This window comes from Spinactinospora alkalitolerans (assembly GCF_013408795.1).
GTDB lineage: Bacteria > Actinomycetota > Actinomycetes > Streptosporangiales > Streptosporangiaceae > Spinactinospora > Spinactinospora alkalitolerans.
Map to the genome: position 1 here is coordinate 916,546 of NZ_JACCCC010000001.1, position 23,633 is coordinate 940,178.

Annotated in this window: 23 protein-coding genes, 2 tRNA genes and 1 pseudogene; 14 read left to right on the forward strand and 12 right to left on the reverse strand. The window is 71.6% G+C overall.

The features are described 5' to 3' along the window. The first annotated feature begins 263 nt into the window (after positions 1 to 263). Together HDA32_RS04275 and HDA32_RS04280 are read left to right on the forward strand one after the other, a co-directional pair. Positions 264 to 542, forward strand: coding sequence for a WhiB family transcriptional regulator (locus HDA32_RS04275; protein WP_179641923.1), 279 nt, complete (start codon positions 264 to 266; stop codon positions 540 to 542). Positions 543 to 622: 80 nt separating this feature from the next. Further along, positions 623 to 781 carry a hypothetical protein gene (locus HDA32_RS04280; protein WP_179641925.1) on the forward strand — a complete coding sequence of 53 codons (159 nt, stop codon included), beginning with the start codon at positions 623 to 625 and terminating at the stop codon, positions 779 to 781. Positions 782 to 981: 200 nt separating this feature from the next. Here the strand turns inward: HDA32_RS04280 and HDA32_RS04285 are convergent, their stop codons facing one another. Beyond that, entirely contained in the window at positions 982 to 2,289 is a 1,308-nt protein-coding gene (locus tag HDA32_RS04285; RefSeq protein WP_179641927.1) for an ABC1 kinase family protein, read from the reverse strand. Positions 2,290 to 2,595: 306 nt separating this feature from the next. Here HDA32_RS04285 and HDA32_RS04290 point away from each other — a divergent pair, with 306 nt between their 5' ends. After that, entirely contained in the window at positions 2,596 to 3,084 is a 489-nt protein-coding gene (locus HDA32_RS04290) for a M48 metallopeptidase family protein (RefSeq protein ID WP_376766932.1), read from the forward strand. 41 nt (positions 3,085 to 3,125) lie between these two features. Continuing rightward, on the forward strand, positions 3,126 to 3,755 hold the full coding sequence (locus HDA32_RS04295) for a hypothetical protein (RefSeq protein WP_179641930.1): 630 nt from the start codon (positions 3,126 to 3,128) through the stop codon (positions 3,753 to 3,755). 220 nt (positions 3,756 to 3,975) lie between these two features. Here HDA32_RS04295 and HDA32_RS04300 read toward each other — a convergent pair whose 3' ends face one another. Together HDA32_RS04300 and HDA32_RS04305 are read right to left on the reverse strand one after the other, a co-directional pair. After that, positions 3,976 to 4,521 (reverse strand): NUDIX domain-containing protein, encoded by a 546-nt coding sequence (locus HDA32_RS04300; RefSeq protein ID WP_179641931.1) that lies wholly within the window; start codon positions 4,519 to 4,521, stop codon positions 3,976 to 3,978. Beyond that, a complete protein-coding gene (locus tag HDA32_RS04305; RefSeq protein ID WP_179641933.1) occupies positions 4,518 to 5,966 on the reverse strand; it encodes a zinc-dependent metalloprotease in 1,449 nt (482 codons plus the stop codon). The genes HDA32_RS04300 and HDA32_RS04305 overlap by 4 nt, the downstream gene beginning before the upstream one ends. A gap of 115 nt (positions 5,967 to 6,081) precedes the next feature. Between HDA32_RS04305 and HDA32_RS04310 the strand changes: the two genes are divergently transcribed. From HDA32_RS04310 to HDA32_RS04320, 3 genes are all read left to right on the forward strand, one after another. Further along, positions 6,082 to 7,152, forward strand: coding sequence for an NAD-dependent epimerase/dehydratase family protein (locus tag HDA32_RS04310; protein ID WP_179646459.1), 1,071 nt, complete (start codon positions 6,082 to 6,084; stop codon positions 7,150 to 7,152). A gap of 154 nt (positions 7,153 to 7,306) precedes the next feature. Further along, on the forward strand, positions 7,307 to 7,750 hold the full coding sequence (locus HDA32_RS04315; RefSeq protein ID WP_179641934.1) for a molybdenum cofactor biosynthesis protein MoaE: 444 nt from the start codon (positions 7,307 to 7,309) through the stop codon (positions 7,748 to 7,750). 150 nt (positions 7,751 to 7,900) lie between these two features. Next, entirely contained in the window at positions 7,901 to 8,947 is a 1,047-nt protein-coding gene (locus HDA32_RS04320; RefSeq protein ID WP_179641935.1) for a YlbL family protein, read from the forward strand. On the opposite strand, the gene HDA32_RS04325 is transcribed toward HDA32_RS04320, so the two are convergent. Then, entirely contained in the window at positions 8,944 to 10,038 is a 1,095-nt protein-coding gene (locus HDA32_RS04325; RefSeq protein ID WP_179641936.1) for an IS630 family transposase, read from the reverse strand. The genes HDA32_RS04320 and HDA32_RS04325 overlap by 4 nt on opposite strands. Before the next feature lie 442 nt (positions 10,039 to 10,480). Beyond that, the gene (locus HDA32_RS04330) at positions 10,481 to 11,002 is read right to left on the reverse strand and encodes a PPA1309 family protein (protein ID WP_312863038.1); all 522 of its coding nucleotides are present in this window, start codon (positions 11,000 to 11,002) and stop codon (positions 10,481 to 10,483) included. Positions 11,003 to 11,284: 282 nt separating this feature from the next. Between HDA32_RS04330 and HDA32_RS04335 the strand changes: the two genes are divergently transcribed. The 3 genes from HDA32_RS04335 to HDA32_RS04345 all read left to right on the forward strand — a co-directional run bounded on the left by HDA32_RS04335 (position 11,285) and on the right by HDA32_RS04345 (position 14,797). Then, on the forward strand, positions 11,285 to 14,284 hold the full coding sequence (locus HDA32_RS04335) for a UPF0182 family membrane protein (RefSeq protein ID WP_179641938.1): 3,000 nt from the start codon (positions 11,285 to 11,287) through the stop codon (positions 14,282 to 14,284). A gap of 145 nt (positions 14,285 to 14,429) precedes the next feature. Further along, positions 14,430 to 14,503 (forward strand) — tRNA-Met (locus HDA32_RS04340). Between the two features lie 217 nt (positions 14,504 to 14,720). Then, positions 14,721 to 14,797 (forward strand) — tRNA-Met (locus HDA32_RS04345). 219 nt (positions 14,798 to 15,016) lie between these two features. Here the strand turns inward: HDA32_RS04345 and HDA32_RS30490 are convergent. From HDA32_RS30490 to hisN, 4 genes and pseudogenes are all read right to left on the reverse strand, one after another. After that, positions 15,017 to 15,220 (reverse strand): MerR family transcriptional regulator, encoded by a 204-nt coding sequence (locus HDA32_RS30490; protein ID WP_246334230.1) that lies wholly within the window; start codon positions 15,218 to 15,220, stop codon positions 15,017 to 15,019. 263 nt (positions 15,221 to 15,483) lie between these two features. Further along, positions 15,484 to 15,582: pseudogene (locus HDA32_RS04355) on the reverse strand (IS5/IS1182 family transposase); the annotation flags it as partial. Further along, the gene (locus HDA32_RS04360; RefSeq protein WP_179641939.1) at positions 15,578 to 16,111 is read right to left on the reverse strand and encodes a hypothetical protein; all 534 of its coding nucleotides are present in this window, start codon (positions 16,109 to 16,111) and stop codon (positions 15,578 to 15,580) included. The pseudogene HDA32_RS04355 and the gene HDA32_RS04360, both read right to left, overlap by 5 nt. Positions 16,112 to 16,195: 84 nt before the next feature. Continuing rightward, entirely contained in the window at positions 16,196 to 17,002 is an 807-nt protein-coding gene (gene hisN / locus HDA32_RS04365) for a histidinol-phosphatase (protein WP_179641940.1), read from the reverse strand. 94 nt (positions 17,003 to 17,096) lie between these two features. Between hisN and HDA32_RS04370 the strand changes: the two genes are divergently transcribed. The 3 genes from HDA32_RS04370 to HDA32_RS04380 all read left to right on the forward strand — a co-directional run bounded on the left by HDA32_RS04370 (position 17,097) and on the right by HDA32_RS04380 (position 20,132). Then, a complete protein-coding gene (locus HDA32_RS04370) occupies positions 17,097 to 17,711 on the forward strand; it encodes a TetR/AcrR family transcriptional regulator (RefSeq protein WP_179641941.1) in 615 nt (204 codons plus the stop codon). Positions 17,712 to 17,824: 113 nt separating this feature from the next. After that, a complete protein-coding gene (locus tag HDA32_RS04375; protein ID WP_179641943.1) occupies positions 17,825 to 18,535 on the forward strand; it encodes an HAD family hydrolase in 711 nt (236 codons plus the stop codon). Positions 18,536 to 18,827: 292 nt separating this feature from the next. Continuing rightward, entirely contained in the window at positions 18,828 to 20,132 is a 1,305-nt protein-coding gene (locus HDA32_RS04380; RefSeq protein WP_179641945.1) for a YeeE/YedE family protein, read from the forward strand. 48 nt (positions 20,133 to 20,180) lie between these two features. Here HDA32_RS04380 and rsgA read toward each other — a convergent pair whose 3' ends face one another. Then, positions 20,181 to 21,167 carry a ribosome small subunit-dependent GTPase A gene (rsgA, locus tag HDA32_RS04385; protein WP_179641947.1) on the reverse strand — a complete coding sequence of 329 codons (987 nt, stop codon included), beginning with the start codon at positions 21,165 to 21,167 and terminating at the stop codon, positions 20,181 to 20,183. Continuing rightward, entirely contained in the window at positions 21,164 to 22,438 is a 1,275-nt protein-coding gene (gene aroA, locus HDA32_RS04390) for a 3-phosphoshikimate 1-carboxyvinyltransferase (protein ID WP_179641949.1), read from the reverse strand. Before aroA ends, rsgA begins: the two co-directional genes overlap by 4 nt. A 157-nt stretch (positions 22,439 to 22,595) precedes the next feature. Here aroA and HDA32_RS31700 point away from each other — a divergent pair, with 157 nt between their 5' ends. Then, positions 22,596 to 23,078 (forward strand): OsmC family protein, encoded by a 483-nt coding sequence (locus tag HDA32_RS31700; protein WP_312863039.1) that lies wholly within the window; start codon positions 22,596 to 22,598, stop codon positions 23,076 to 23,078. A gap of 17 nt (positions 23,079 to 23,095) precedes the next feature. Here HDA32_RS31700 and HDA32_RS04400 read toward each other — a convergent pair whose 3' ends face one another. Further along, on the reverse strand, positions 23,096 to 23,572 hold the full coding sequence (locus tag HDA32_RS04400; RefSeq protein WP_179641951.1) for a DoxX family membrane protein: 477 nt from the start codon (positions 23,570 to 23,572) through the stop codon (positions 23,096 to 23,098). Positions 23,573 to 23,633: the final 61 nt, after the last annotated feature.

Sequence of the window (23,633 nt, forward strand, 5' to 3'; positions counted from 1 at the left end):
TCGCAGAATCCCAGCGCCCCGAGGGCGCGGTGGGGGAGTGTCCACGGAGTGCTCCGGCCTAGCTGAAAAGGCCGGGTGATCCTCCCGTGGCCGCGGAACCCCACATTGGGGCCGCGGCCATTTTGCTGTCTCCCGAGAACCCGTCTCCCGGAGCGGAGACCTGTCTCGTGGGACTCATCGCAGGTCAAGGCCCCTCAACCGGACGAGATTCCGGTCGTCGTTGTCGCCTACCGCGTTGATCACCAAGAACAGGGAGGACACCGATGCTTGCGTCGGTCCTGGAAACTCCGTGGCTCGGGGAGGTCGAGGTCCCCTGCCGATGGGAGCCGGACCTCTTCTTCGCCGAGGCCCCGGCCGATGTCGAGGCCGCCAAGGCGGTCTGCGCCGACTGCCCGGTCAGGGAGCAGTGCCTGGCCGATGCGCTCGAGCGGCGGGAGCCGTGGGGCGTGTGGGGCGGGCAGCTGCTCGTCGCCGGCAAGGTCGTCGCCCGCAAGCGCCCGCGCGGCCGTCCCCGCAAGGACGCCCAGCCGGTCGCCGCCTAGCCCCGGCATCGGGCCCATCCGGCCGGATCGGCCGGACCAACCTCCGAACAACCGCTTTCGATACCGCGAAGGAAACCACCATGCTGCTCCACGAACTCGTCCGTCTGGAGAAGACCGTCGATGACAAGCGTCGGCGTCGGCGCCACCGGCTCAACGCGCGTCAGCTCCGGGCCCAGCTCCGCGAGGAGCGCCGTGCCGAACAGGCGCTCATGGAAATCCGGGTCTCGCGATTGTGTTGACCGATAACGATACAGGTGTACTAGCCGAGACATGACATGGTTGCATTGACCGGTAATGACACAGGTGTACTAGCCGAGACATGACACGGTTGCATCGACCGAGGTGACCGCCGAGGGGCCGGGGACCGCGCGAACGCGGGGTCCCCGGCCCCTCGGCCTTATCGGTGCGCGACCGCCGGACGTCCTCCTCCGCGTCCGCGTCACCACTCGTCGAGGAAGCCCGGGACCCAGCGCTCCACCTCGGCGCGGACCGGCACCTCGGCCCCGAGCTGGCACAGCACTCCGGTCGAGGCCAGGATCACGCGATGGATCAGCATGTAGGAGGGCGGCAGGTTGAGTTCCCGCAGTACGGCACTGGACTTGTGGTAGAGGCGTTCGGCCTCCTCCCGCAGCCACAGTCGGCTGAACGCGAACCGTTCGTGCCGGGCCGGTTCGGCGCTGGGCATCAGGAACTCCAGCAGCCGCTGGGGGGCGATGCCGGAGTGGGGCCGCAGGAAGCCCTCGTCGACGAGCCCTTCGGCGACGGATTCGGCGTCGCCGCGCAGCCCGATCCTGATGAGTCGGCCGAAGGCCAGGGGGAACCCGTCGGGCAGCCGGTTCACCGCGCCGAAGTCCAGGGCCGCGAGTCGGCCGTCGGGCAGCAACCGGAAGTTGCCGGGATGGGGGTCGGCGTGCAGCAGCCCGGCGAGCTCGGGACCGGAGAACAGGAACCGGGTGTAGAGCAGCCCGGCCCGGTCGCGTTCGGCCCGGGTCCCCTCGGTGATGATCTCCGACAGCGGGCGGCCGCCCAGCCATTCGCTGACCAGCACCTGCTCGTGGCCGGCCAGCACCTCGGGGACGACGAAGCAGGGGTCGTCGGCGTAGGCATCGGCGAAGCCCTGCTGGGCCGTGGCCTCCAATCCGTAGTCCAGCTCCTCGATGATCCGGTCCTTCAGCTCCGCCAGCAGCGGCTTGACCTCCAGGCCCGGCATGATGACCGGGAACAGCCTGCTGATGCGGGCGAGCTGGTGGAAGTCGCTCATCAGGGCCTTGCCCGCGCCCGGGTACTGCACCTTGACGGCCACCTCGCGGCCGTCGTGCCACACGGCCCGGTGCACCTGGCCGATGGAGGCCGCCGCGGCGGGCTCGTCGTCGAAGGAGGAGAACAGCTCCGGCCAACCGGGACCCATGTTGTCGCGCAGCACCCGGTGCACGGTCGCGGCGGGGACGGGCGGTGCGGCCTCCTGCAGCCGGGTGAGGGTGGCCCGGTACGGCTCGGCGATCTCCTCGGGCAGCGCGGCCTCGAACACGGACAGCGCCTGTCCGAGTTTCATCGCGCCGCCCTTGAGCTCGCCGAGGACCTCGAAGACGTGCTCGGCGGTCCGGCGTTGGACATCGCTGCTGACCTCGTCGGCCGGGCTTCCGCCCATGCGCCTGCCGAGGCCCATCGTGCTGCGGCCGGCGTAGCCCAATGGCAGGGACGCCAGCTTTGCGGTGCGCGTGAACGCGCGTCGGGGCAGATCGCTCACGGGGACATTGTCACCGTTCGGTGCTTCGCGTGGTGCGTCCGGGGGCGTCGGATATGTGAGAGCGGGCCCGCGGTGCGCCCTGGCCGGATGTGGACGCCGGTGCCGTCCGCTCTTTTGTGCTGCTCACGCCCTGATACGGCACCGATTCGGCTGTATTGCCGACTTCCGTGGACGGACATAGGGTGTTTCCGATGGTAAAAGGGTGCCTTCCACCCCCTGTGGCACTTGTCAACTCTGGGCTACCTTAAAATTGTGCCTCCCGATCCAAAAGTCGAGGTGCGCCGGAGTTCCCGTCGTCGGCGGACCGTGTCCGCCTACAGGGACGGGGACAAGACGGTCGTCCTCGTTCCGGCGAGTCTCTCCCGCGCGGAGGAAAAGCGCTGGGTGGACCGCATGCTGGAGCGGCTCGAAGCGCGCGAGGAGCGCCGCCGCCCCAGCGATGACGCGCTGCAGGAACGCGCCGTGGAGCTGGCGGAACGCTACCTGCCGGACGTGGTGCGGCCCGCCAGCGTGCGCTGGGTCGACAACCAGCACACCCGCTGGGGCTCCTGCACCCCCGCCGACCGCTCCATCCGGCTGTCGCGCCGGTTGTCCGGGATGCCGGCCTGGGTGGTCGACTACGTGCTGATCCACGAGCTCGTGCACCTGATCATCCCCGGCCACGGCCACGAGTTCTGGGAACTGGTCAACCGCTACCCCAAGGCCGAACGTGCCCGCGGCTACCTGGAGGGCGTCACCGCGGCGCCGCGGCTCGCCGCGGGAGTGTCCCCGGATCCGGACGACGACAGCGACTAGCATCGCACCGACCAGGCCCCTCCCACCCCCAGGAGCTCAGTGTGAAGCGCATCGCCGCCGTGCTCGCCACCCCCGGCACCGGCTCCGCGCCGCCGCCCGGCGTCGACCCGGCGGAGTTCGCGCTCGCCCTCACCGAGGACACCTACGAGGTCGTCGCAGGGCTCGAACTGTGCGAACCGGCCGTCGTGGTGTGGGGCGCCGACGATGACGCGGAACTGGCCCGGCGCGCCGCCGGCGTCGCCGAACTGACCTGGCCGGGGACCCCCGTGCTGCCGGTGAGCGGCGCCGGTCCGGTGCGGCTCGCGCTGGACGCCCTGGCCGCACGCGGAGCCGATCAGGCCGCACTGGTCGCCGCCGACGCCCCCGATCTGCCGCCGCTGCTGGTCGGAAAGCTCTTCCGCGCCCTGGGATCGGCCGAGGTCGCGGTCTGCCCGTCGGGCAACGGCGGCCTGGTGGCGCTGGCCGCCCGGCTCCCTACCCCGGACTGGCCGGGAGACGTCGGCCTGGACGATCCCGAGGCCCTCGCTCTGCTGGCGGAGGCCGCCCCCGCGCGCCGGGCCCTGTCCACGGCCCCCGGCTGGCACCGCCTGCGCACCCCCGCCGACATCGCTCGCCTGGACCCCGGCCTGGAGGGCTGGGACTCCACCCGCGTCCTGCTCGCGGGGCGCTAGATCGCCGGTGGGAAGGGCGTGGATTATCTCCAGGTTCTGCCGAGCCCGTGGTGACCTGGTGGGGCTGTCGTCGGCGCGCAGCGTCCGGCGGCGCAGGAGGTCTCGGGTCACCGCTTTCGCGGGCGCCGACCCGTTGGGAGCGGGGGTCCGGCACGGGACCGTGCGGCGCGACCTTACTTCGCCCGAGTCGCCGACGGTGCGTCCGGTTCGGCGGCGGGGGTCACGCCGCGCGCACCGCGGCGGCGGCAGCGGCGACCAGCCGACGGCAGGCGTCGTCGGAGGGGTCGGGAACGTCGTCCACGGGGAACCAGTCCAGGTCGTCGGACTCGTCCTCGACGCGGGCCAGGACGGCGTCGCCCGGGGCGACCGCGGCGTACTGGACGTCCAGGTGCCAGGAGCCGCCACCGCACGGCACCGTGTGCCGATCCAGCCGCACCGGTTCGGGCAGCAGGCGCAGGCCCCGGATGCCCGACTCCTCGGTGGCCTCCCGCAGCGCCGCGGCCGCCAGGCTCGCGTCATCGGCCTCGCAGTGCCCGCCCACCTGCAGCCACAGCTTGAGCTTGCTGTGCAGGGTCAGCACCGCGCGCCGCCCCGAGGGGTCGATGATCGCGGTACTGGCCGTGAGGTGACCGGGCAGGCAGGAGCGCCACATCGCGTCGGGGTGGCGGTCGAGGTGGGCGAGGTAGTCCCGGCGCAGCGCGTCCTGGGCCGCATCGGGCGCGATCCAGGACGACAGCGCCGACCGGGCCCGGGCGTGCAGGCTCACCGGCCGTCCTCGCCGCCCCTGCCGCCGTCCTCCTCACCGCTGCCGCCGCTGCCGCCCTCCTCGGAGTCGCCTTCGGGGCGCTCGGCGGTGAACTGCGAGATGTCGAGCTGCGCGGCCTCGGCGTCGGCCCGGCCGCTGACGAACCCCTCGGGGTCGTCCAGGTCGTCGCTGGAGGGCATAAGGTCGGGGTGCTCCCACACGGCGTCGCGGCCGTCGACCCCGCGGGCCTCCTCCAGCGCCTTCCACAGCGTCGCGGCCTCGCGCAGCCGCCGCGGCCGCAGTTCCAGGCCCACCAGGGTGGCGAAGGTGTGCTCGGCCGGACCGCCGCTGGCCCGGCGGCGGCGGATGGCCTCGGCCAGTGAGGCGGCCTGCGGCAGCCGTTCGGCCACCGCGGCGTCCACGACCACCGACACCCAGCCCTCGATCAGCGCGAGGGTCGTCTCCAGGCGGGCCAGCGACGCCTTCTGCTGCGGGGTGTCCTGCGGCTGGAACAGCCCCTCGCCCTCGGAGCCCGACAGCGCCTCCTGCAGCGCCTCCGGGTTGGCGATGTCGATCTGGCCGAGCTTCTCCTCCAGGCCGCTCATGTCGAAGGACATGCCGCGGGCGTACTCCTCGACCAGGCTGAACAGGTGCGAGCGCAGCCACGGCACGTGCCCGAACAGCCGGTGGTGCGCGGTCTCGCGCGCCGCGAGGTACAGCCGCACCTCGTCCAGCGGGACGCCGAGCCCCTCGCCGAACTTGGCGACGCCCGGCGCCAGCAGCGCCGCGCGCCCCTCGCCGGCCAGGGGCAGGCCGACGTCGGTGGAGCCGAGCACCTCGCGGGCCAGCTCACCGATGGCCTGCCCGGCCTGCTGGCCGACCAGCATTCCGCCCATCTGCCGGACCATGCCCAGCAGCGGACCGGCCATCGACTGCATCTCGCCCGGCAGGTTCTGGCCCATCGACTCGACGATGCGCGCGGTCAGCGGGTCGCACAGCTTCGACCAGGTCGGCATGGTCTTCTCGACCCATTCCGACCTGCTCCACGCCTCCATCGTGTGCACGCCCGACGGCAGCGAGGTGGCCTCGTTCAGCCACAGGTCGGCCAGCCGCAGGGCCTCCTGCACGTGGGCGTACTCGGTGACGCCGACGCTCGGATCGCCGTGCTCCGACACCGAGTGCCGGGCGACGTTCTTGGCCATGTCCCAGTTGATGCCGCTGCTCTGGTCGCCCTGGCCGGACGGGGTCTGCGCGGACATCATGTCGGCGAACTGCCGGAGCATCTGCGCCATCTGCTGCGGGTCGCCGAAGGGGAAGCCGCCGGGCGGCATGTTCGGCATCCCCCCACCTGGGCCGCCGCTGCCGCTGCCGCCGCTGCCGGCGCCCGAGCCGGAATCACCCGACCGGCGCCCGGACTCGTCATCGGGATCGTTCGGCATGCTGAAACCAAAAGGAAGGTCGCTCACGATTAGACCTCAGGCAGGATAGGAATGTCTCCACTGTCACGTTAGCTGGGAGCCGCCCGGAGTGAATACTCAATCTGGCCAGGTTCGCCCACAGCACAGCCACACCGCCGATGGGTTGGTCGTCGCGGTCACGGGCGCCGCCACCGGCGTCGGGCGGATGCTGGTGGAACGTTTGCCGAAGGCCGCCGGTTCCGGCCGGGTCGCCAGGGTGATCGCCATCGATGAGCAGCGCGGCGATGCGGACGGGGTGACGTGGCGGATCGCCGACGTGCGCGACCCCCGGCTGGCCGCGCGGCTCGCAGGGGTCGACGTGCTCGTGCACACCGACGACGACCGGTCGCTGGAGACGCACCCGCGCGAGCGGCGCGCCCGAAACATCCGGGCCGCCCAGACCGTGCTGACGGCCGCCGCGGCCGAACGCGTGCCGCGCGTCATCCTCATCACCAGCACCATGGTCTACGGCGCCGATCCGGCCAATCCCGTCCCACTCGCGGAGTCCGCCCCGCTCAAGACCGAGTCCGGGGCCGGCCTGCTCAGCGACTTCGCCGAGATCGAGGAGCTGGCCGCGCTCGCCCGGCGGGCCCACCCCGGGCTCTCGGTGACCGTCGTGCGCCCGGCGCCCCTGGTCGGCCCCGAACTCGACACGCTGCTCACCCGGCACTTCGCCGCACCCCGGCTGCTCACCGTCAAGGGCTGCGAACAGGCGTGGCAGTTCTGCCACGTGGAGGACCTGGTGAGCGCGCTGGACTTCATGGTCCGCAACGAGGTCGACGGTAAGGACGGGGTCCTGGCGGTGGGCTGCGACGGCTCGCTCACCCAGGCCGACGCGGAGGAGATCGCGGGCATCCGCAGCTTCGAGCTCCCGGCGAACCTGGCCTTCGGCGCGACGCAGCGGCTGCACCGGGTCGGCATCACCCCGGCCCCGGCCGGCGAGCTGCGGTTCCTGGTCTACCCGTGCGTGGTGGACTGCGTGACGCTGCGCGAGGCCGGCTGGCACCCCGAGTACGACAACGCCGAGGCCCTGCAGGCGCTGCTGGAGGCCCGCACCGGCAAGCACGCACTGGTCGGCCGGACCCTCGGGCGCAAGGAGGCCACGATCACCGCGGCCAGCGCCGCGGGCGCCGCCGTCGCCGCGATCGGCACCGCCGCGGCAGTGCGCCACCTCCGCAAGCGCCGCAAGGGCTGACGGGTGCCGGGGCGGGGACGCTCCGCGCCGGAACGCGGGCGCCGCGCGGCCGTTTCGGAGGCGAACGGACCCCCTTGGCCGGTTTCGGGGGAGATCGGGGGAGAAGCGGGCGACTCGGGGGTCCGTCCGTCCGGGATGCCCAGTTGATACCGTCATGGGCGTGGAATCGATCACGCTGGCGGGGCTGCGCGATACCCCGATCTCGGTTGACGAGGTGATTTCGGCCGTCGGAGACGCCCGGGCCGGAGGAACCGCATTCTTCGTGGGCACGGTCCGCGACCATGACCACGGGCGCGGCGTCACCGCGCTGTCGTACTCGGCGCACCCCTCGGCCGAGGCCGAGATGCGGCGGGTCATGGAGAAGGTCGTGGCCGACACCACCGGGGACGGCCGCCCCGTGTGGCGGGTCGCCGCGCTGCACCGCGTCGGCGACCTGGAGATCGGCGACACCGCCGTCGTCGTCGCGGCCGCCGCCGCGCACCGCGAGGAGGCCTTCGACGCCTGCCGCAGGCTCATCGACGACATCAAGGCCGAGGTGCCCATCTGGAAGCACCAGACCTTCGACGACGGCGGCACCGAATGGGTGGGGGCCTGCTGAGGAGGCCCACCGGACCGCGCACGCGCGCCGATCCGCCTTCTCCCGCCGACGGCGGCGCGGCGCCTCCGGAACCTCCCGCGCGACCGGTGCGCGGGCGCCCGCGCACCCGGCGGCGCCGGGAGCCCGAACCGACCCCTTAGGCTTGCCTGCATGTTCCGTCGTGCGATGACCCTCATCGTCGCGGCCGCCCTGCTGGTCGGTTTCGCGGTCGCTGGATTGTTCCTCCGCGTGCCCTACCTGGTGGCCTCGCCGGGTCTGGCCCTCAACACCCTCGACGAGCACGACGGCGAGCGCATCATCGGGATCGAGGGGCGCGAGAGCTACGAGCACGAGGGCGGGCTGTCCATGGTCACCGTCCAGTACGCCGGCGGCCCCGATCACCGGATGGACCTGTTCACCGCGCTGAGCGCGTGGCTGTCCCCGAACCAGGCGGTGCTGCCCGAAGAGGTCGTCTTCCCGCCGGACCGCAGCGTCGAGGAGATCACCGAGAACCAGACGCTGCAGATGGACAGCTCTCAGGAGACCGCCCTCGCCGCCGCGCTCAACGAGCTGGAGATCGACTACGAGACGGCGGCCGTCGTCGCCGGGGTCAGCGAGGGGATGCCGGCCGAGGGCCTGCTGGAGACCGGTGACCTGATCACCCGGATCGACGGGGAGGCGGTCGCGGACAAGGCCGAGGCCGTGGAGGAGGTCCAGGACCGGGAGCCCGGCGACCCGGTGGAGCTGACCGTCAGCCGCGACGGCGAGACCGAGGAGGTCGTGGTCGAGTCGGCGGAGTCGGAGGAGGGCGACCCGGTCATCGGGGTCCTGGTCGGCAACGACCTGGAGTTCCCGTTCGAGGTCGACATCAGCGTCGGCGAGATCGGCGGCCCCAGCGCCGGCATGATGTTCGCGCTGGGGATCATGGACCGCCTCAGCCCCGAAGGGCTCACCGGTGGGCACACCATCGCCGGCACCGGGACGATCGACGTCAGGGGCGACGTCGGCGGGGTCAGCGGCGTCCAGCAGAAGATGGTCAGCGCCCAGCGGCAGGGCGCGGAGTACTTCTTCGTCGCGGCCGAGAGCTGCTCCCAGACCTTCGACTCCGCCGCCACCGGCGAGATCGAGGTTGTCAAGATCGAGGAGCTCGGCGACGCCGTCGACGCGTTGGAGTCCATCCGCACCGGCACCGGCCTCGACGAGCTCCCGCGCTGCTAGTGCTCTGAGTCGTTAATTCGATTAAGATATGCGGTGATGGTCTCGAAGATCTCCTCGGCGCTCTTGGACCATACGAACGGCTTGGGGTCCGCGTTCCACTCGTCGATCCAGGCCTGCAGGGCCAACTCCAGTTCCTTGACCGAGGTATAGGTGCCCCGCCGGATCATCCGGCGGGTGATCTCGGCGAAGAACCGCTCCACCAGATTCATCCAACTGGAGTAGGTCGGGATGAAATGCAGGTGGAAACGCGGATGGGCCGGCAGCCAGTCCTTGATGATGGGCGCTTTGTGCGTGCCGTAGTTGTCCAGGACCAGGTGCACATCGAGGCCCGGGGGCGTCTCCCGGTCGATCTGGTTGAGGAACCTGCGGAACTCGACGGCGCGGTGGCGGCGGTGCTGGGCGGAGATCACCGTGCCCGAGGCCGCATCCAGCGCGGCGAACAAGGTCGTCGTACCTGCGCGGATGTAGTCGTGGGTCTGGCGCTGGGGCACCGCCGGCATCATCGGCAGCACCGGGGCCGAGCGGTTCAGCGCCTGGATCTGGGACTTCTCGTCCACACACAGAACAAGCGCGTGATCGGGCGGGTTCAGGTAGAGCCCGGTGACGTCACGGACCTTCTCGATGAAGAACGGGTCGGTGGACAGCTTCCATTCGTCGACGAGGTGGGGCTTCAATCCGAACGCGCGCCAGATCCGCGACACCGCGGTCTGGTTGAGTCCGGACTCGGCGGCCATCATCCGTGTCGACCAGTGCGTTCCGCCATCGGGCGGAGGCGTCTCCAGGGTCGCCCGGATCACTTCTTCGCCCTTTGCGTCGCTGATCTTGCGGGGCTGGCCCGGCCGCTCCTTGTCGGAAAGCCCTTGAATGCCGCCGTCGATGTAGCGGTTGCGCCACTTGCCTACGGTTTGGGGCCACACGCCGAGTTCTTCGGCGACCTGACCGTCGGAGCCGCCTTCGGCGCACCGCAGAATGATCCGCGCCCGTTGGGCCATGACCTGCGCCGATGTTCGCCGCCGCGCGATCTGCTCCAGCGTGCGCCGGTCCTCGTCACTGACCACCAAGGGCCTCTTGCGCCGTCCGCGTTCCGCCATTCTGAAAGTATAGTCGTTCTTCAACGAATTAACGACTCAGAACACTAGATCGTCGTTGGGAGAGGGCCGGGATCGTCTCCAGGCCCTGCTGTGGTCCCGCCGGCCTGGTGGGGCCGTCGTCGGCGCGCAGGCGTCCGGCGACGCGGGAGGTCTCGGATCACCGCTTTCGCGGGCACCGGCCCATGGGGGCGGGTGCCCGGTGCGCACGTGCGGCGCGACCTTTCGCGCCGCCGGCGCGCTGACGGCAGCCTTCCCACGTCATGCGGTGGTGTACGAAAGAACCGCGGCCACAGCGTCCGATTCCCGTCAACGATCGAGGGCGTGTCCGGTGGACCGATGCCCTGCGAGTGCGCCGCTCGCCGCGGACGTCTCACCGGACACGCGCCCCGGCAGCCGCCTCCCGAGGCGGGCCGGGAGCCTTGCGCTCACGCCGAAGAGGACGTCAGTCCTCCTCCAGGGTCAGCGCGAGCGCCGACGTCAGCGCCGGGACCAGATCCTGCCCGTTCAGCACCTGGTCCTCACTGTCGTGGTCGCGCATCCGCAGGGCCGAGTGCCGGGTGCCGTCGCGCAGCACGGCCGCGACCATGCGGACCTCCTCGCTGCCCGGCTGCTCCTTGGCCCACGCCCCCAGATCGCCGCTCCTCGGCGGGTCCAGCGTCTCGTCGGACCCCTTCAGCACCAGCCGCTCCATCACCAGCGCGCACCCGGTCACCGACTCGGGCCAGGCCATGCGGCCCAGGGCGTCCTCGATCGGCAGCTCGGCCGGCAGCGGCTCCTGCTCGATCGGGGTCAGCTCCTCGGCGTCCACCGGTTCGCTCACCCCCAGCAATCCGGCCAGTTGCGGTTCGCGGGCCAGCAGGTCGGCGGTCGGCACCAGCGCATACACCCGGACGGGCTGGTCCCAGCCCTGCTCCGACGCGTGGCGCTCGAGGTCCAGGACGACTTCGCGAATGTTGAAAGACACTCCTCCATGGTGGCCGATCACCCGCGCGGTTTCGCCGATCGCGACCAGTAAGGTCGAAGCGGCGGCCCCGAAACCCGATCCGAAAACCGTCGCGATGCAGGTTCGATGCCGGCTCGATGCCGTCTTGACACCACATCGGCCCGGGGATCCGGGAACCAAGCGCAGCCCCGATAAGTTTCCAAGACGAGGACAAGGAGCACGAATCTTGTCCACATGCTCGACCAACAGCCATAACGAGGGGGAGGCGTGAGCTTCCGATCGCCCGGCGCACCGACTGCGCGTATGCCTCGTCGATCCCGGCTGCTCGCGCCCGTCGCGGCAGCAGTGGTCGTCATCATCGCAGGCATCATGCTGGCCGCCAGCTTCTGGACCGACTACAAGTGGTTCGAATCGGTGGGCTTCACCTCGGTCTTCACGACCGAACTGCGCACCAGAGGACTGCTGTTCGTCGGGGGCGGCCTGGTGATGGCGCTCGTCGTCGGCGCGAGCGTCTACTTCGCCTACCGCGCCCGCCCCGCCTACCGCCCCATGAGCCTTGAGCAGCAGGGCCTGGACCGGTACAGGATGTCGATCGACCCGCACCGCAAGCTCTTCTTCTGGGGTGTCGTCGGCGGCCTCGCCCTGCTCACCGGCGCTTCCGCAAGCGCCGAATGGCAGACCTACCTGCAGTTCGCCAACGCCGCCGAGTTCGGTCGCAACGACCCGCAGTTCGGCATCGACATCTCCTTCTTCACCTTCGTCTACCCCTTCCTGCGAGCCATCCTCGGCTACCTGTTCGCCGCCGTGGTCATCGCGTTCATCGCGGCCGTCATCGTGCACTACCTCTACGGGGGCGTCCGCCTGCAGTCCCAGGGGCAGCGTGCGACCCCCGCCGCGCGGGTGCACCTCTCGGTGCTGCTCGGCCTGTTCGTGCTGCTGAAGGCGGCGGCCTACTGGCTCGACCAGTACGGGCTCGTCTTCTCCAACCGCGGCTACACCCCGGGCGCGTCCTACACCGACGTCAACGCGGTCCTCTACGCGAAGATCATCCTCTTCATCATCGCGCTCGTCTGCGCCGCGCTGTTCTTCGCCAACATCTACTTCAAGAACGCCATGGTGCCGATGGTCAGCCTCGGCCTCCTGGTGCTCTCCGCGATCCTGATCGGCGGCGTCTACCCGGCGATCGTCCAGCAGTTCACGGTCAACCCGAACGAGCAGCGGCTGGAGGAGCCCTACATCCAGCGCAACATCGAGGCCACGCGCGACGCCTACGGCATCGCCGAAGCCGAGGTCACCACCTATGACGCGCAGACGGAGCTGACCCCGGCCCAGTTGTCGGAGGAGGCCTCGACCATCCCCAGCGTCCGCCTCGTCGACCCCTCGGTGGTCTCGCAGACGTTCCAGCAGATGCAGCAGGTCCGCGGCTTCTACCAGTTCCCCGAGGTGCTGGACGTCGACCGCTACGAGACGCCCGAGGGCGGCACCGTCGACACCGTCATCGCCGCCCGCGAGCTCGACGGCCCGCCCGAGGGCCAGGACAACTGGCTGACCCGCCACCTCGTCTACACGCACGGCTTCGGCATCGTCGCCGCGGCCGGCAACCAGGTCGACGCCGAGGGCCGCCCGGTCTTCACCGAGTACAACATCCCGCCCACCGGCGAGCTCTCGGATGCCGCCGGCGACTACGAGCCGCGGATCTACTTCGGCCACGAGGGCGCCGAGTACGTCATCGTCAACGCCGAGCCGGAGTACGACTACCCGCTCGACGCCGAGACCGAGGACGTCCCCACCACCGAGGACGCGGTCACCCCGACCGCCTCGCCCTCGCCCGAGGCCGACAGCGCGCAGGCGCCCGCCGACGGCGACCAGCAGCAGGAGGATGAGACGCCGGCGGAGGGGCAGTCGCCGGCCGCCGAGGAGCCCGCGGCGGAGGACCCCGGAGGCGGCAACGACTCCGGCCAGGCCACCAACCGCTACGAGGGCGACGGCGGCGTCCAGCTCAGCAGCTTCTTCGACCGCATCCTCTACGCGGTGAAGTACCAGGAGCCGGACATCCTGCTCAACAACGCGATCAACAGCGAGTCGCAGATCATCTACGAGCGCGACCCCGCCGACCGCGTGGAGAAGGTCGCCCCGTTCCTCACCGTGGACGGCAAGCCCTACCCCGCGGTGATCGACGGCAGGATCCAGTGGATCGTCGACGCCTACACCACGTCCAACGGCTATCCCTACTCCTCGCCGATCGACCTGGCCAACGCCACCGAGGACACCTTCACCGAGGGCACCGACGCGGTGAACACGCTCCCCGGCAACCAGGTCAACTACATCCGCAACTCGGTCAAGGCCACCGTCGACGCCTACGACGGCACGGTCAGGCTGTACGGCTGGGACGAGTCGGACCCGGTGCTGCAGACCTGGTCCAACGCGTTCCCCGACATCATCACCTCCAGGGAGGAGATCGACGAGGACCTCAGCGCGCACCTGCGCTACCCGGACGACCTGTTCAAGGTGCAGCGGGAGATCCTGAAGCGCTACCACGTCGTCAACGCCAACGCCTTCTACGGCGGCCAGGACTTCTGGGACGTCCCGACCGACCCGACCCAGGAGGGCGAGAGCCCGGAGCCGCCGTACCGGCAGACGCTGCGCTACCCGGGGGACGAGTCCGCCAGCTTCTCGCTGACCTCGACGTTCGTCCCGCGCGGCCGTGAGAACCTGGCCGCGTTCATGGCGGTCGACGGTGATCCGTCCTCGGAGAACTACGGCCAACTGCGGCTCCTGGAGCTGCCGCGCAGCACGGTGATCCTCGGCCCTGGACAGGTGCAGAACGCCTTCCAGTCCGACGCCGGCGTGCGCGAGGTCCTGCTGCCACTGGAGCAGAGCTCCGCGGAGGTCACCTACGGCAACCTGCTCACGCTGCCGTTCGCCGGCGGCCTGCTCTACGTCGAACCGCTCTACGTGCAGGCCGGCGGCGGCGACCAGGCGTCCTACCCGCTGCTCCAGCAGGTCATGGTGGGCTTCGGCGAGGAGGTCGCCATCGGCAGCAACCTCCAGGACGCCCTGAACAACCTGTTCGAGGGCGAGGCCGCGCCACTGCCCGAGGGCGAGGAGGCCCCTGAGGAGGGGCAGGAGGAAGCCGGGGCCGGCCAGCCCAGCGGTGACCTCGCCTCGGCCCTCCAGGACGCCTCGGAGGCCTACGACGAAGGCCAGCAGGCGCTGCAGGACGGCGACTTCGCCGCCTACGGCGAGGCCAACGAGAGGCTCCAGGAGGCGCTGGAGCGCGCCGAGGCGGCGTCCGGGGAGTAGCGCCTCCCCGGGAACCGCCGGCGACGCCCGATCGGGGGCGGGGCACTCGCCCCGCCCCCGACGCGTCTGGCGGCGGCACCGCGGGCGGCCTGAACGGCCTGATTTGGTGTTGCCGGGATATGGCGATACTGTGAAGACACACCGACGCGGGGTGGAGCAGTTCGGTAGCTCGCTGGGCTCATAACCCAGAGGTCGCAGGTTCAAATCCTGTCCCCGCTACGAGCCGAAGAGCCCGTCGGGAAGAAGATTCCTTCTTCCCGACGGGCTCTTCGCTTTCCCCGACCGGTGCCCTGCCGGGTCTCCGGGCGACCGGAGTCTGCTGTACGGTCCTGCGGCCGGTCGGGCAGCGGGCTCGGCCGTCGGAGACCCGGTCGCCGGCGCGGGGAAACCGATTTGCGTACGGAGGCCGAGATCCCTAGAGTAGTGATCACACCGACGCGGGGTGGAGCAGTTCGGTAGCTCGCTGGGCTCATAACCCAGAGGTCGCAGGTTCAAATCCTGTCCCCGCTACCAAGAAGTTGCAGCCAAGGGCCGGATCACGGAGTCTCGTGATCCGGCCCTTGGCCGTTTGGCCGTCCTTTGACCGTGGAACGGAACCCGATCGGGCGGCCCTGACCGTTCGAAGACGGTCCGATGCGGCGGCCAGTGTCCTTGGACCGATGCGCGTGCGCTCGTCCTCTAGAAGTGCGACATGCGCGCGCAGAGCCTCTTCCCCGTCTGTTTCGCGGCTGATCACCTCGCGATCGCGCTGAGGCTCAATCCCAGGTCGCGGAGCAGGAGAATCCGCTGCAGCCGCACAATCGCATCATGGTCGAAGTACCGGTATCCGCTATCGCCAATCCGGGAAGGCGCCGGCAGACCGACATCACCGTAGTGTCGCAGCGTCCTGCCGGTGACTCCAGCGGATCGGGCAGCGTGGTGAATCGACCACTCCATGCGCGTGTCCCTTCTCCAGGCCGGGCCCTGAACGCTTTGGTCGTGCAGGGCTCGACGCGCGGGCCCGACGGGTACCGACCCCGGTCCCGCTCAGCGTCGTCGGCGCTCAATCGGGAAAAGCCGTGGCGGTGGTGTCCAGACTGGTGTCGATGTCGCCCTTCGCCCGCTCCATCCTGGAGCCGAGGTTGAAACTCAAGCAAGATCACCGAGAGAACCACCGGGCCCGGGCGGCGGCGGGCCCGATCTGTCGGGTTCTGCGGGGCGATCCCGCGCTTGCGGAGCCGACGGCGCAGGCGAGGGGAGTCGTAGGCTTTGTCGCCGTGCAGCCTGGCTGGGCGTCGTCTGCGGGGTCCGCCGCTACTTCACCTGGAAGCCGTCGCAGGACACGAAGTCGCCGTCCCCGACCGACCACACCACGGTGTGCGCGCCCGCAGCCAACTCGCTCGGTCCCGCCTCGAAATCGCCGGGGAAGGCCAGCTCGGCCCAGTCGGAGCCGTTCAGCGTCGCCGCCGCCCGGTAGGAGTCGTCGCCGGGCGTGAGCACCCGCACGGTGACCGGCACCTCGCCCGACCCCTCGGTGTCGCGCAGCCCGAGCTCGACCTCGTCGCCGGAGACCTCCGTGCGCGGCGCGGAGGTCTCCCACGAACCGGCGGCACTGCTGTTCTTGCGCGGCTCGCAGGCGAGGGATTCGGGGTTGAAGCGCAGCTCTTCGACGTCGGGGTCGTTCGCGGCGTCGCTCGTCGCGGCCCCGCTGGGCACGATCATCGCCTCCAGCTCCTCGGCGGTGGGACGGTCACCGCCACCGCATCCGGACAGCAGCACACCGGCCGCGGTGGCGGGCAGCAGAGCACGGAGGGCGCGAAGGGGGAGGGGCGCGTGGAGGGCAGGCACGAGCGGCAGGTTACTACGCCCGAAGCGCCGGTGCGGCCGGGACAGCGGCGTCGATTCGGACTCGGTCGGGAGGCGTCCGCGCGGTCAGGTCAGGCGCAGCGGGGTGGGGCCGCCGTTCAGCTCGGTCAGCACGGCGTCGTGCAGCGCCCCGTTGGTGCACACCAGCGGGCCGCCGTCGACGAAGTCCTGTCCGCGCAGGTCGCTCGCCCGCCCGCCGGCCTCCTCCAGGATGATCGGCAGGGGAGCGGCGTCCCACAGCGACAGCTCCGGCTCGGCGGAGACGTCCACCGCGCCCTCCGCGACCATCACGTGCGACCAGAAGTCCCCGTAGGCCCGGGTGCGCCACACCGAGCGGGTCAGGCCGAGGAAGGACTCCAGGCGCTGCTGCCGCTCCCATCCGGTCAGCGAGGAGAACGACAGCGAGGCGTCCTCCAGCTTCGACACCGCCGACACGTGGCAGCGCGTGGCCTTGGTGAGGCTGCGCCCGGTCCAGGTGCCCCTGTCCTTTGAGGCCCACCAGCGCCGGTACAGCGCCGGGGCCGAGACCACGCCGACGACCGGCCGGTCGCCGTCCATCAGCGCGATCAGGGTCGCCCACACCGGCACGCCGCGGACGTAGTTCTTGGTGCCGTCGATGGGGTCGAGCACCCAGCAGCGGGCGCTGTTGCCGGTCTTGCCGTACTCCTCGCCGATCACCGCGTCGCGGGGGCGGGCCCGCGACAGCACGCCGCGCAGGGTCTCCTCGACGGAGCGGTCGGCTTCGGTCACCGGTGTGAGGTCCGGCTTCGTGTCGACCTCCAGGTCGAGGGAGCGGAAGTGCTTGAGGGCGATGTCGTCGGCCGCGTCGGCGAGGACGTGGGCGAGACGCAGGTCATCATCAAAGGCCGCCATGGCGCGTAACGCTACCGTCCCCCGCTCCGCCGCACGCGGGCGGCACTCCCGCGTGACCGGAGTGTTAGCGCCTCCGCGTGCCACCATGGTTGCCATGATCCCTGTCAACGAGGCGGGCGGGACCGGAGGCCCTCCGGCGAGAGGCGTCCGCGACCGGCTCATCGACGCCGCATACTCCGAGATCGTCTCCGGGCATTGGGCGCGCATGCGCATGGCCGACATCGCCTCGGCCGCGGGCGTGTCGCGGCAGACCCTCTACAACGAGTTCGGGACGAAGGAGGGGCTGCTGCAGGCCGTGGTGCTGCGGGAGGCCGAGGCCTTCCTGGACCGCGTGATGGAGATCCTCACCGACCACGACGCCGAGCCCGCCCGCGCGGTCGGTCAGGCCGCCCGCTGGACGCTCACCGCCTCGGGGCAGAATCTGCTGCTGCGCGCGATCATCACCGGCGACACCGGGCTGCTCCCGGTCCTCACCACCCGCGCCGAGCCGCTGCAGGAGGCGCTGGGGGAGCGGATGACCGCGTTCCTGCTGGAGCGCCGGCCGGAACTGGGCGAGCGCGCCGCCGCGATCGCGGAGGTGTCGCTGCGCCTCACCATCTCCTATGTCCTGCTCCCCATCGACACCGACCAGGCCGTGCAGCGGGTGGAGCTGGCCGTGCACAGCATGTTCCTCGCCGCGAGGGAGCTGCCGGAGCCCTCGCGCCGGTGAGCCCGGTGGACCCGGTGGGTCCGGGCCCATGGCGCGTACCGGGACGAATTCCATGATCCGCCACGCCGCCGGGAATCTTCGCTTTCGGCGCCGGCCGCACGAGACTTGGATCCGTGAGCGACAACCAGTACCCCCAGCCCGTGCCGCCCGCGTTCCTGTTCGACCTCGACGGCACCCTGATCGACAGCGTCTACCAGCACGTCATCGCCTGGCGCACCGCGCTGGTGGAGATGAACATCGACCTCTCGGTGTGGCGGATCCACCGCCGCATCGGGATGAGCGGGGGCCTCTTCGTCTCCGCGCTGATGCGCGAGACCGGGGTCGAACTGACGCCGGAGCAGGTCAGACAGGTGCAGCGGGCGCACGCGCGGGAGTACCTCAAGCAGCACGACTCCGTCCGGCCGCTGCCCGGCGCATCGGAGCTGCTGCACACTCTCACCGACCGCGGCATCAAGTGGGCGATCGCCACCAGCGGCCGCCGCGAGACGGCCGGTGCGGCGCTGGCACTGCTCGGCCTGCCCGAGGACACCCCGATGATCACCCGCGACCTCGTACGCCACGCCAAGCCCGATCCCGACCTGTTCATGGCGGCGGCCTACCGGCTGGACGTGGACCCGCGCTCCGCCATGGTCGTCGGCGACAGCGTGTGGGACCTGCTCGCCGCACGGCGAGCAGGCGCGCTGGGCGTCGGAGTGCTGTGCGGCGGCTACGGCAGGGAGGAGCTGGAGCGCGCCGGCGCCTACCGGGTCTACAGCGACCCGGGGGACATGCTGGTCCGTCTGGACGAGCTCGGCGTGCGCGGTGGCGCCGTCCTGGACCTGTGAACCGCGGGGGCGGCACGGGGACCGCGGCGCCGTGCGCCGCCGCCGGGATGTGAGCCGGGTCGCCTCTCGGCCCGATCCCTTGCCCGCCGCGCGGTTGCGCATAGCCTGGGAGGCGTGTCCGGTTTGACGATCGAGTTGCGCATGGTCCTGTTCTCCATGTCGCTGACGAGCACCGACGACGCCCTGTGTCGCCGCCGGTGCCACCGCCGCCTGCCCTGAGCGGCCTCGCAGCGACCTGTCCGACCATGAGCGGTCCCTCCCCGCGACCGCCGACACGCACGGAGTCGGTTCCATGACGACCTCCACACCCCCTTCTGCCCCGGTCCCCGAGGCCACCGCCGCGCGCTCTCCCGCATCGCGGCTGCTGTTCCACAACGCCCTGTCCGCTCCGCCGCCGCGCGCGCCCTCCCTCGGCCCCGTGCGGTGGGTGCCGCTGGTGCTCGCGCTCGCCGGCCTGGCCGCGCTGACCGCCTTCGTGTGGTCCGCGCACGGCGCCGAACCCGGGCTGCTGCTCCTGCTCGGTGGAGGGCTGGGCATCGCCCTGTTCCACTCCCGGTTCGGCTTCACCTCGGCCTGGCGGCGGCTCGTCTCCGTCGGCAACGGCGCCGGGCTGCGCGCGCACGCACTGCTGCTCGGCACCACCGCGACCCTGTTCGCGCTGGTCATCGGTACCGGGACCGGTCTGTTCGGCGCGGCCCCGGAGCCCTCGGCCGGGCCCTTGGGGGTCGGGCTGATCATCGGCGCGTTCCTGTTCGGCCTGGGCATGCAGCTCGGCGGCGCGTGCGCCTCCGGCACGCTGTTCGCCGTCGGGTCCGGCCAGTCCGCGATCGTGCTGACCCTCTTCGGCTTCATCGCCGGCTCGGTGCTCTACAGTCTGCAGTGGGAGGCGGTCAACGACCTGCCCGCGCTGCCCCCGTTCCTGCTCGCCGACCACATCGGCTGGCTCGGCTCGTGGCTGGTCACCGTCGCGGTGCTCGCCGCGGTCGTCGCCGCCACCCGGGTGATCCAGAACCGCCGCACCCCGCCCCCGACGGGCGCGGTGCCGAGCACGAAGGGCGCGACCCGGATCATCCGCGGCTCCTGGCCGATGCTCGCCGGAGCGGTGGTGCTCGCGGCGCTGGGCGCGGGCGTACTCTTGGTCTCCGGCGGCGCCTGGGGCGTGACCAGCGCGTTCAACCTCTGGGGCGCGAAGTTCCTGCAGATGCTCGGCGCCCATCCCGAGACCTGGGCGTTCTGGCGGCAGCCGGACCAGGCTGCGCAGCTCGCCGGCCCGGTCCTGGCCGACAAGACCAGCCTCACCAACATCGGCATCATGGTCGGCGCGGCCGTCGCCGCTGCGGCGGGCGGAGCCTGGAAGCTGCACACCGGGATCCGGTGGAACGTCGCGGCCGCCGCCGTCCTCGGCGGCGTCCTGATGGGCATCGGCGCCCGCCTCGCCGGAGGCTGCAACATCGGGGCCTACCTGGCCGGCATCGCCTCGGGGAGCCTGCACGGCTGGCTGTGGGCCGTCGCGGCCCTCGCCGGAACCTGGCTGGGGCTGCGGGGCCGCTCCCTGTTCGGCATCGCCAACCCCAAGCCTGAGGACAGTGCTTGCTGAAGCCTGCTGAAACCTGCTGAAACCTGCTGAAACCCGCGCGCTCCGCGCCTACTCGTCGCTCTCGCGGCTGCTGAGCAGGCGGCGCATGGAGGCCACGCGGTTGGGGTCGAGGCGGCCCTCGTCGAGCCACGCGTCCAGGGCGCAGCCGGGGGCGTCCCCGGTGTGCGGGCAGCCCGGGGGGCACTCCGCGACGGCCTCGTCCAGGTCGGGGAAGCCGGCCACCACGTCGTCGGGTTCGATGTGGGCCAGGCCGAAGCTGCGCACGCCCGGCGTGTCGATGATCCAGCCGCCCTCGATCGGCAGCGCCACCGCCGAGGTGGAGGTGTGCCGACCGCGCCCGGTCACCGGGTTCACGTGCCCCACGGTGCGCTCGGCCTCCGGAACGAGCATGTTGACCAGCGTCGACTTGCCCACGCCCGAGGAGCCGACGAGCACGCTCAACCGGCCCAGCAGGTGCTCGCGCAGGGCGGCGACGCCGTCGCCGTCGCTGCAGGTCACCACGTAGGGCACGTCGAGCGTGGCGTAGGTGGCCAGCAGTTCATCGGGGGCGGCGAGGTCGGACTTGGTCAGGCACAGCAGCGGGTCGAGGCCGGCGTCGTAGGCCGCGACCAGGCAGCGGTCGATGAGGCGCGGCTGCGGCTCGGGATCGGCCAGCGAGACGACGACGGCGAGCTGGTCGGCGTTCGCGACGATCACCCGCTCCACCGGGTCGGTGTCGTCGGCGGTGCGGCGCAGCACCGAGGTCCGCTCCTCGACCCGCACCACCCGGGCCAGGGTGTCGGGTCGGCCGCTCAGGTCGCCGACCAGCGCCACCCTGTCGCCCACGACGATGCTGCCGCGGCCCAGCTCACGGGCTTTCATGGCCACGACCGCGCGGTCGTCCACCAGGCACCGGTAGCGCCCGCGGTCCACCCCGGTCACGAACCCCTGTTCGGCGTCCTCGTGCGCGGGGCGTCTGCGGGTGCGCGGGCGCGATCCGCCCCGGGCCCGGACCCGGACGTCGTCCTCGTCCAGGCGGCGACCGCGGCCTTTCACGCCGTGACCTCGGCCCACAGCCCGGGGAAGTCGGGCAGGGTCTTGCCGGTGGTGGCGATGTCCTCCACCTCCACTCCGGGCACCACGAGCCCGATGACGGCGCCGGAGGTGGCCATCCGGTGGTCGTCGTAGCTGCCGAACACGCCGCCGTGCAGCGGCCGGGGCCGGATCACCAGGCCGTCCGGCAGCTCCTCGGCGTCGCCGCCCAGGTCGTTGATCTCGCGGACCAGCGCGGCGATCCGGTCGGTCTCGTGCCTGCGCAGGTGCGCGATGCCGGTCAGCCGCGAGGGCGTCGCCGCCAGCGCGGCCACGGCGGCGACGGTCGGGGTCAGCTCGCCGACCTCGCGCAGGTCGGCGCTGATGCCGCGGATCTCACCGGTGCCGCGCAGCGTCAGGCCCTCCTCGTCGAACGCGACGTCGCCGCCCATCTCGGCGAAGATCTCCCGCAGCGCGTCGCCGGGCTGGGTGGTGCGCCTCGGCCAGTCCCGTACCGTCACGCGTCCGCCGGTGAGCAGCGCCGCCGCCAGGAAGGGCGCCGCGTTGGACAGGTCGGGCTCCACCGCGATCTCCGATGCCTTGACGGTGCCGGGAGCCACCCGCCAGACGTCGGGGACGGAGGTGTCGACCTGCACGCCGGCGGTGCGCAGCATCTCCACCGTCATGTCCAGGTGCGGCTGCGACGGGACGGGCGCGCCCTCGTGCCGGACCTCCACGCCCTCGGTGAAGCGCGCGCCGCTGAGCAGCAGTGCCGAGACGAACTGCGACGACCCGGAGGCGTCCAGCGTGACCGCCCCGCCGCGCACCGCGCCCCGGCTGCGGATGACCAGCGGCAGCGCGCCGCGCCCGCCGTCGTCGACGTCGGCGCCGAGGTGCCGCAGCGCCGCCAGCAGCGGGCCGACGGGGCGCTCCCTGGCGCGCGGGTCGCCGTCGAACTCCACGTCGCCCGTTGCCAGCGCGGCCAGCGGCGGCACGAAGCGCATCACGGTGCCGGCGTTGCCCACGTCCACCGACGCCGGGCCGCGCGGCGGCCGCGGATCCACCGACCAGTCGCCGCCGGACTCGCTCACGCCGATCCCCAGTGCGCGCAGCGCGGCCGCCATCAGGTCGGTGTCGCGGCTGCGCAGCGGGCGCCGCACCACGCCGGGCGTCTCGGACAGCGCCGCCAGGATGAGCGCGCGGTTGGTCATCGACTTGGAACCCGGCAGGTCGATCGTTGCGTTCACGGGGCGGTCGGCCGTCGGCGCCGACCAGTGCGGTGCGGAGTTGGGCATGGTCAAAGGTTAGCCGTCACGGGCGCGCGGAGGCGCCGGGTGAGGAGGGGCCGGGGAAGGGGCTCAGCGGGAGGGCGCCGTCGCGGGAGGCGGGACGATCGGGGATGCTGAAGGCGTTGGACGCGTTGCCGGACCACCCGCGACATCGGAGGCAGAAGTGGCCGCTAACTCCAAGGAACACCACTACGACGTGCGCGTGCGCTGGACCGGCAACACCGGTTCGGGCACGACCGGCTACCGCGACTACGCGCGCTCCCACGACATCGAGGTCGCGGGCAAACCCGTGCTCCAGGGGTCGGCCGACCCGTCGTTCCGGGGCGACGCCGAGCGCTGGAACCCCGAGGAGCTGCTCGTGGCGGCGCTGAGCCAGTGCCACATGCTGTCCTACCTGGCGGTCGCCGTGGCCGCGAAGGTCGACGTCGTCGGCTACGAGGACGCGGCGACCGCCACGATGGTGACGAACCCCGACGGATCGGGGCAGTTCACCGAGGTGACCCTGCACCCGGTGGTCACCGTCGCCGAGCCGGCCATGCTGGAGGCGGCCGAAGCGCTGCACGAGAAGGCGAACTCCGTGTGCTTCATCGCCCGCTCGGTGAACTTCCCCGTCCACCACAGCCCGACCGCCCACGCGGCGGGCTGAGGGGCCGTTCCCGTCGCCTAGGACGCGAGCCGGTGCATCTTCTTCCCCGCCTGCCTGCGGGCCTTGGCCGAGCTCCTGCGGGCGCTGCGCACCGCGTGCTCGGCGTCGTAGACCAGGCGCGGCGGGCGCCGCTTCGGCTCGGTCGCGGCCAGCAGCAGCGCGCCGAGCAGGCTGACGTCGCGCACCGCCACCGATTGGACCCTGGTGCGCTCTTCGGGGTCTCCGCTGCGGAACGCGCGCACCTCCGCCATGAGGGTCGGCACCGACTGCGCCGCCAGGACGAGGCAGCTGAGGCGTCCGGCCTTGCCGAGCACCAGCATCGTGCCGCCGGCGACCCCCGCGGCGCCCTGGACGCGGACCACCAGCTCGGGGTCGTCGGGCAGCCACGAATAGCGTTGCGCGAGCCGGTGCACCGTCGGCGCCAGCTCCTTGGCGCGCGGAGCCGGATCTCGCAGGTTTTCCACCCCGTCCACCAGGAACGGGACGGCGAGCAAGCGTTGAGCCTGTTTGCGTAGCACTCCCATGCTCAACGCGCCTACCCGCACCGGGCCGGAA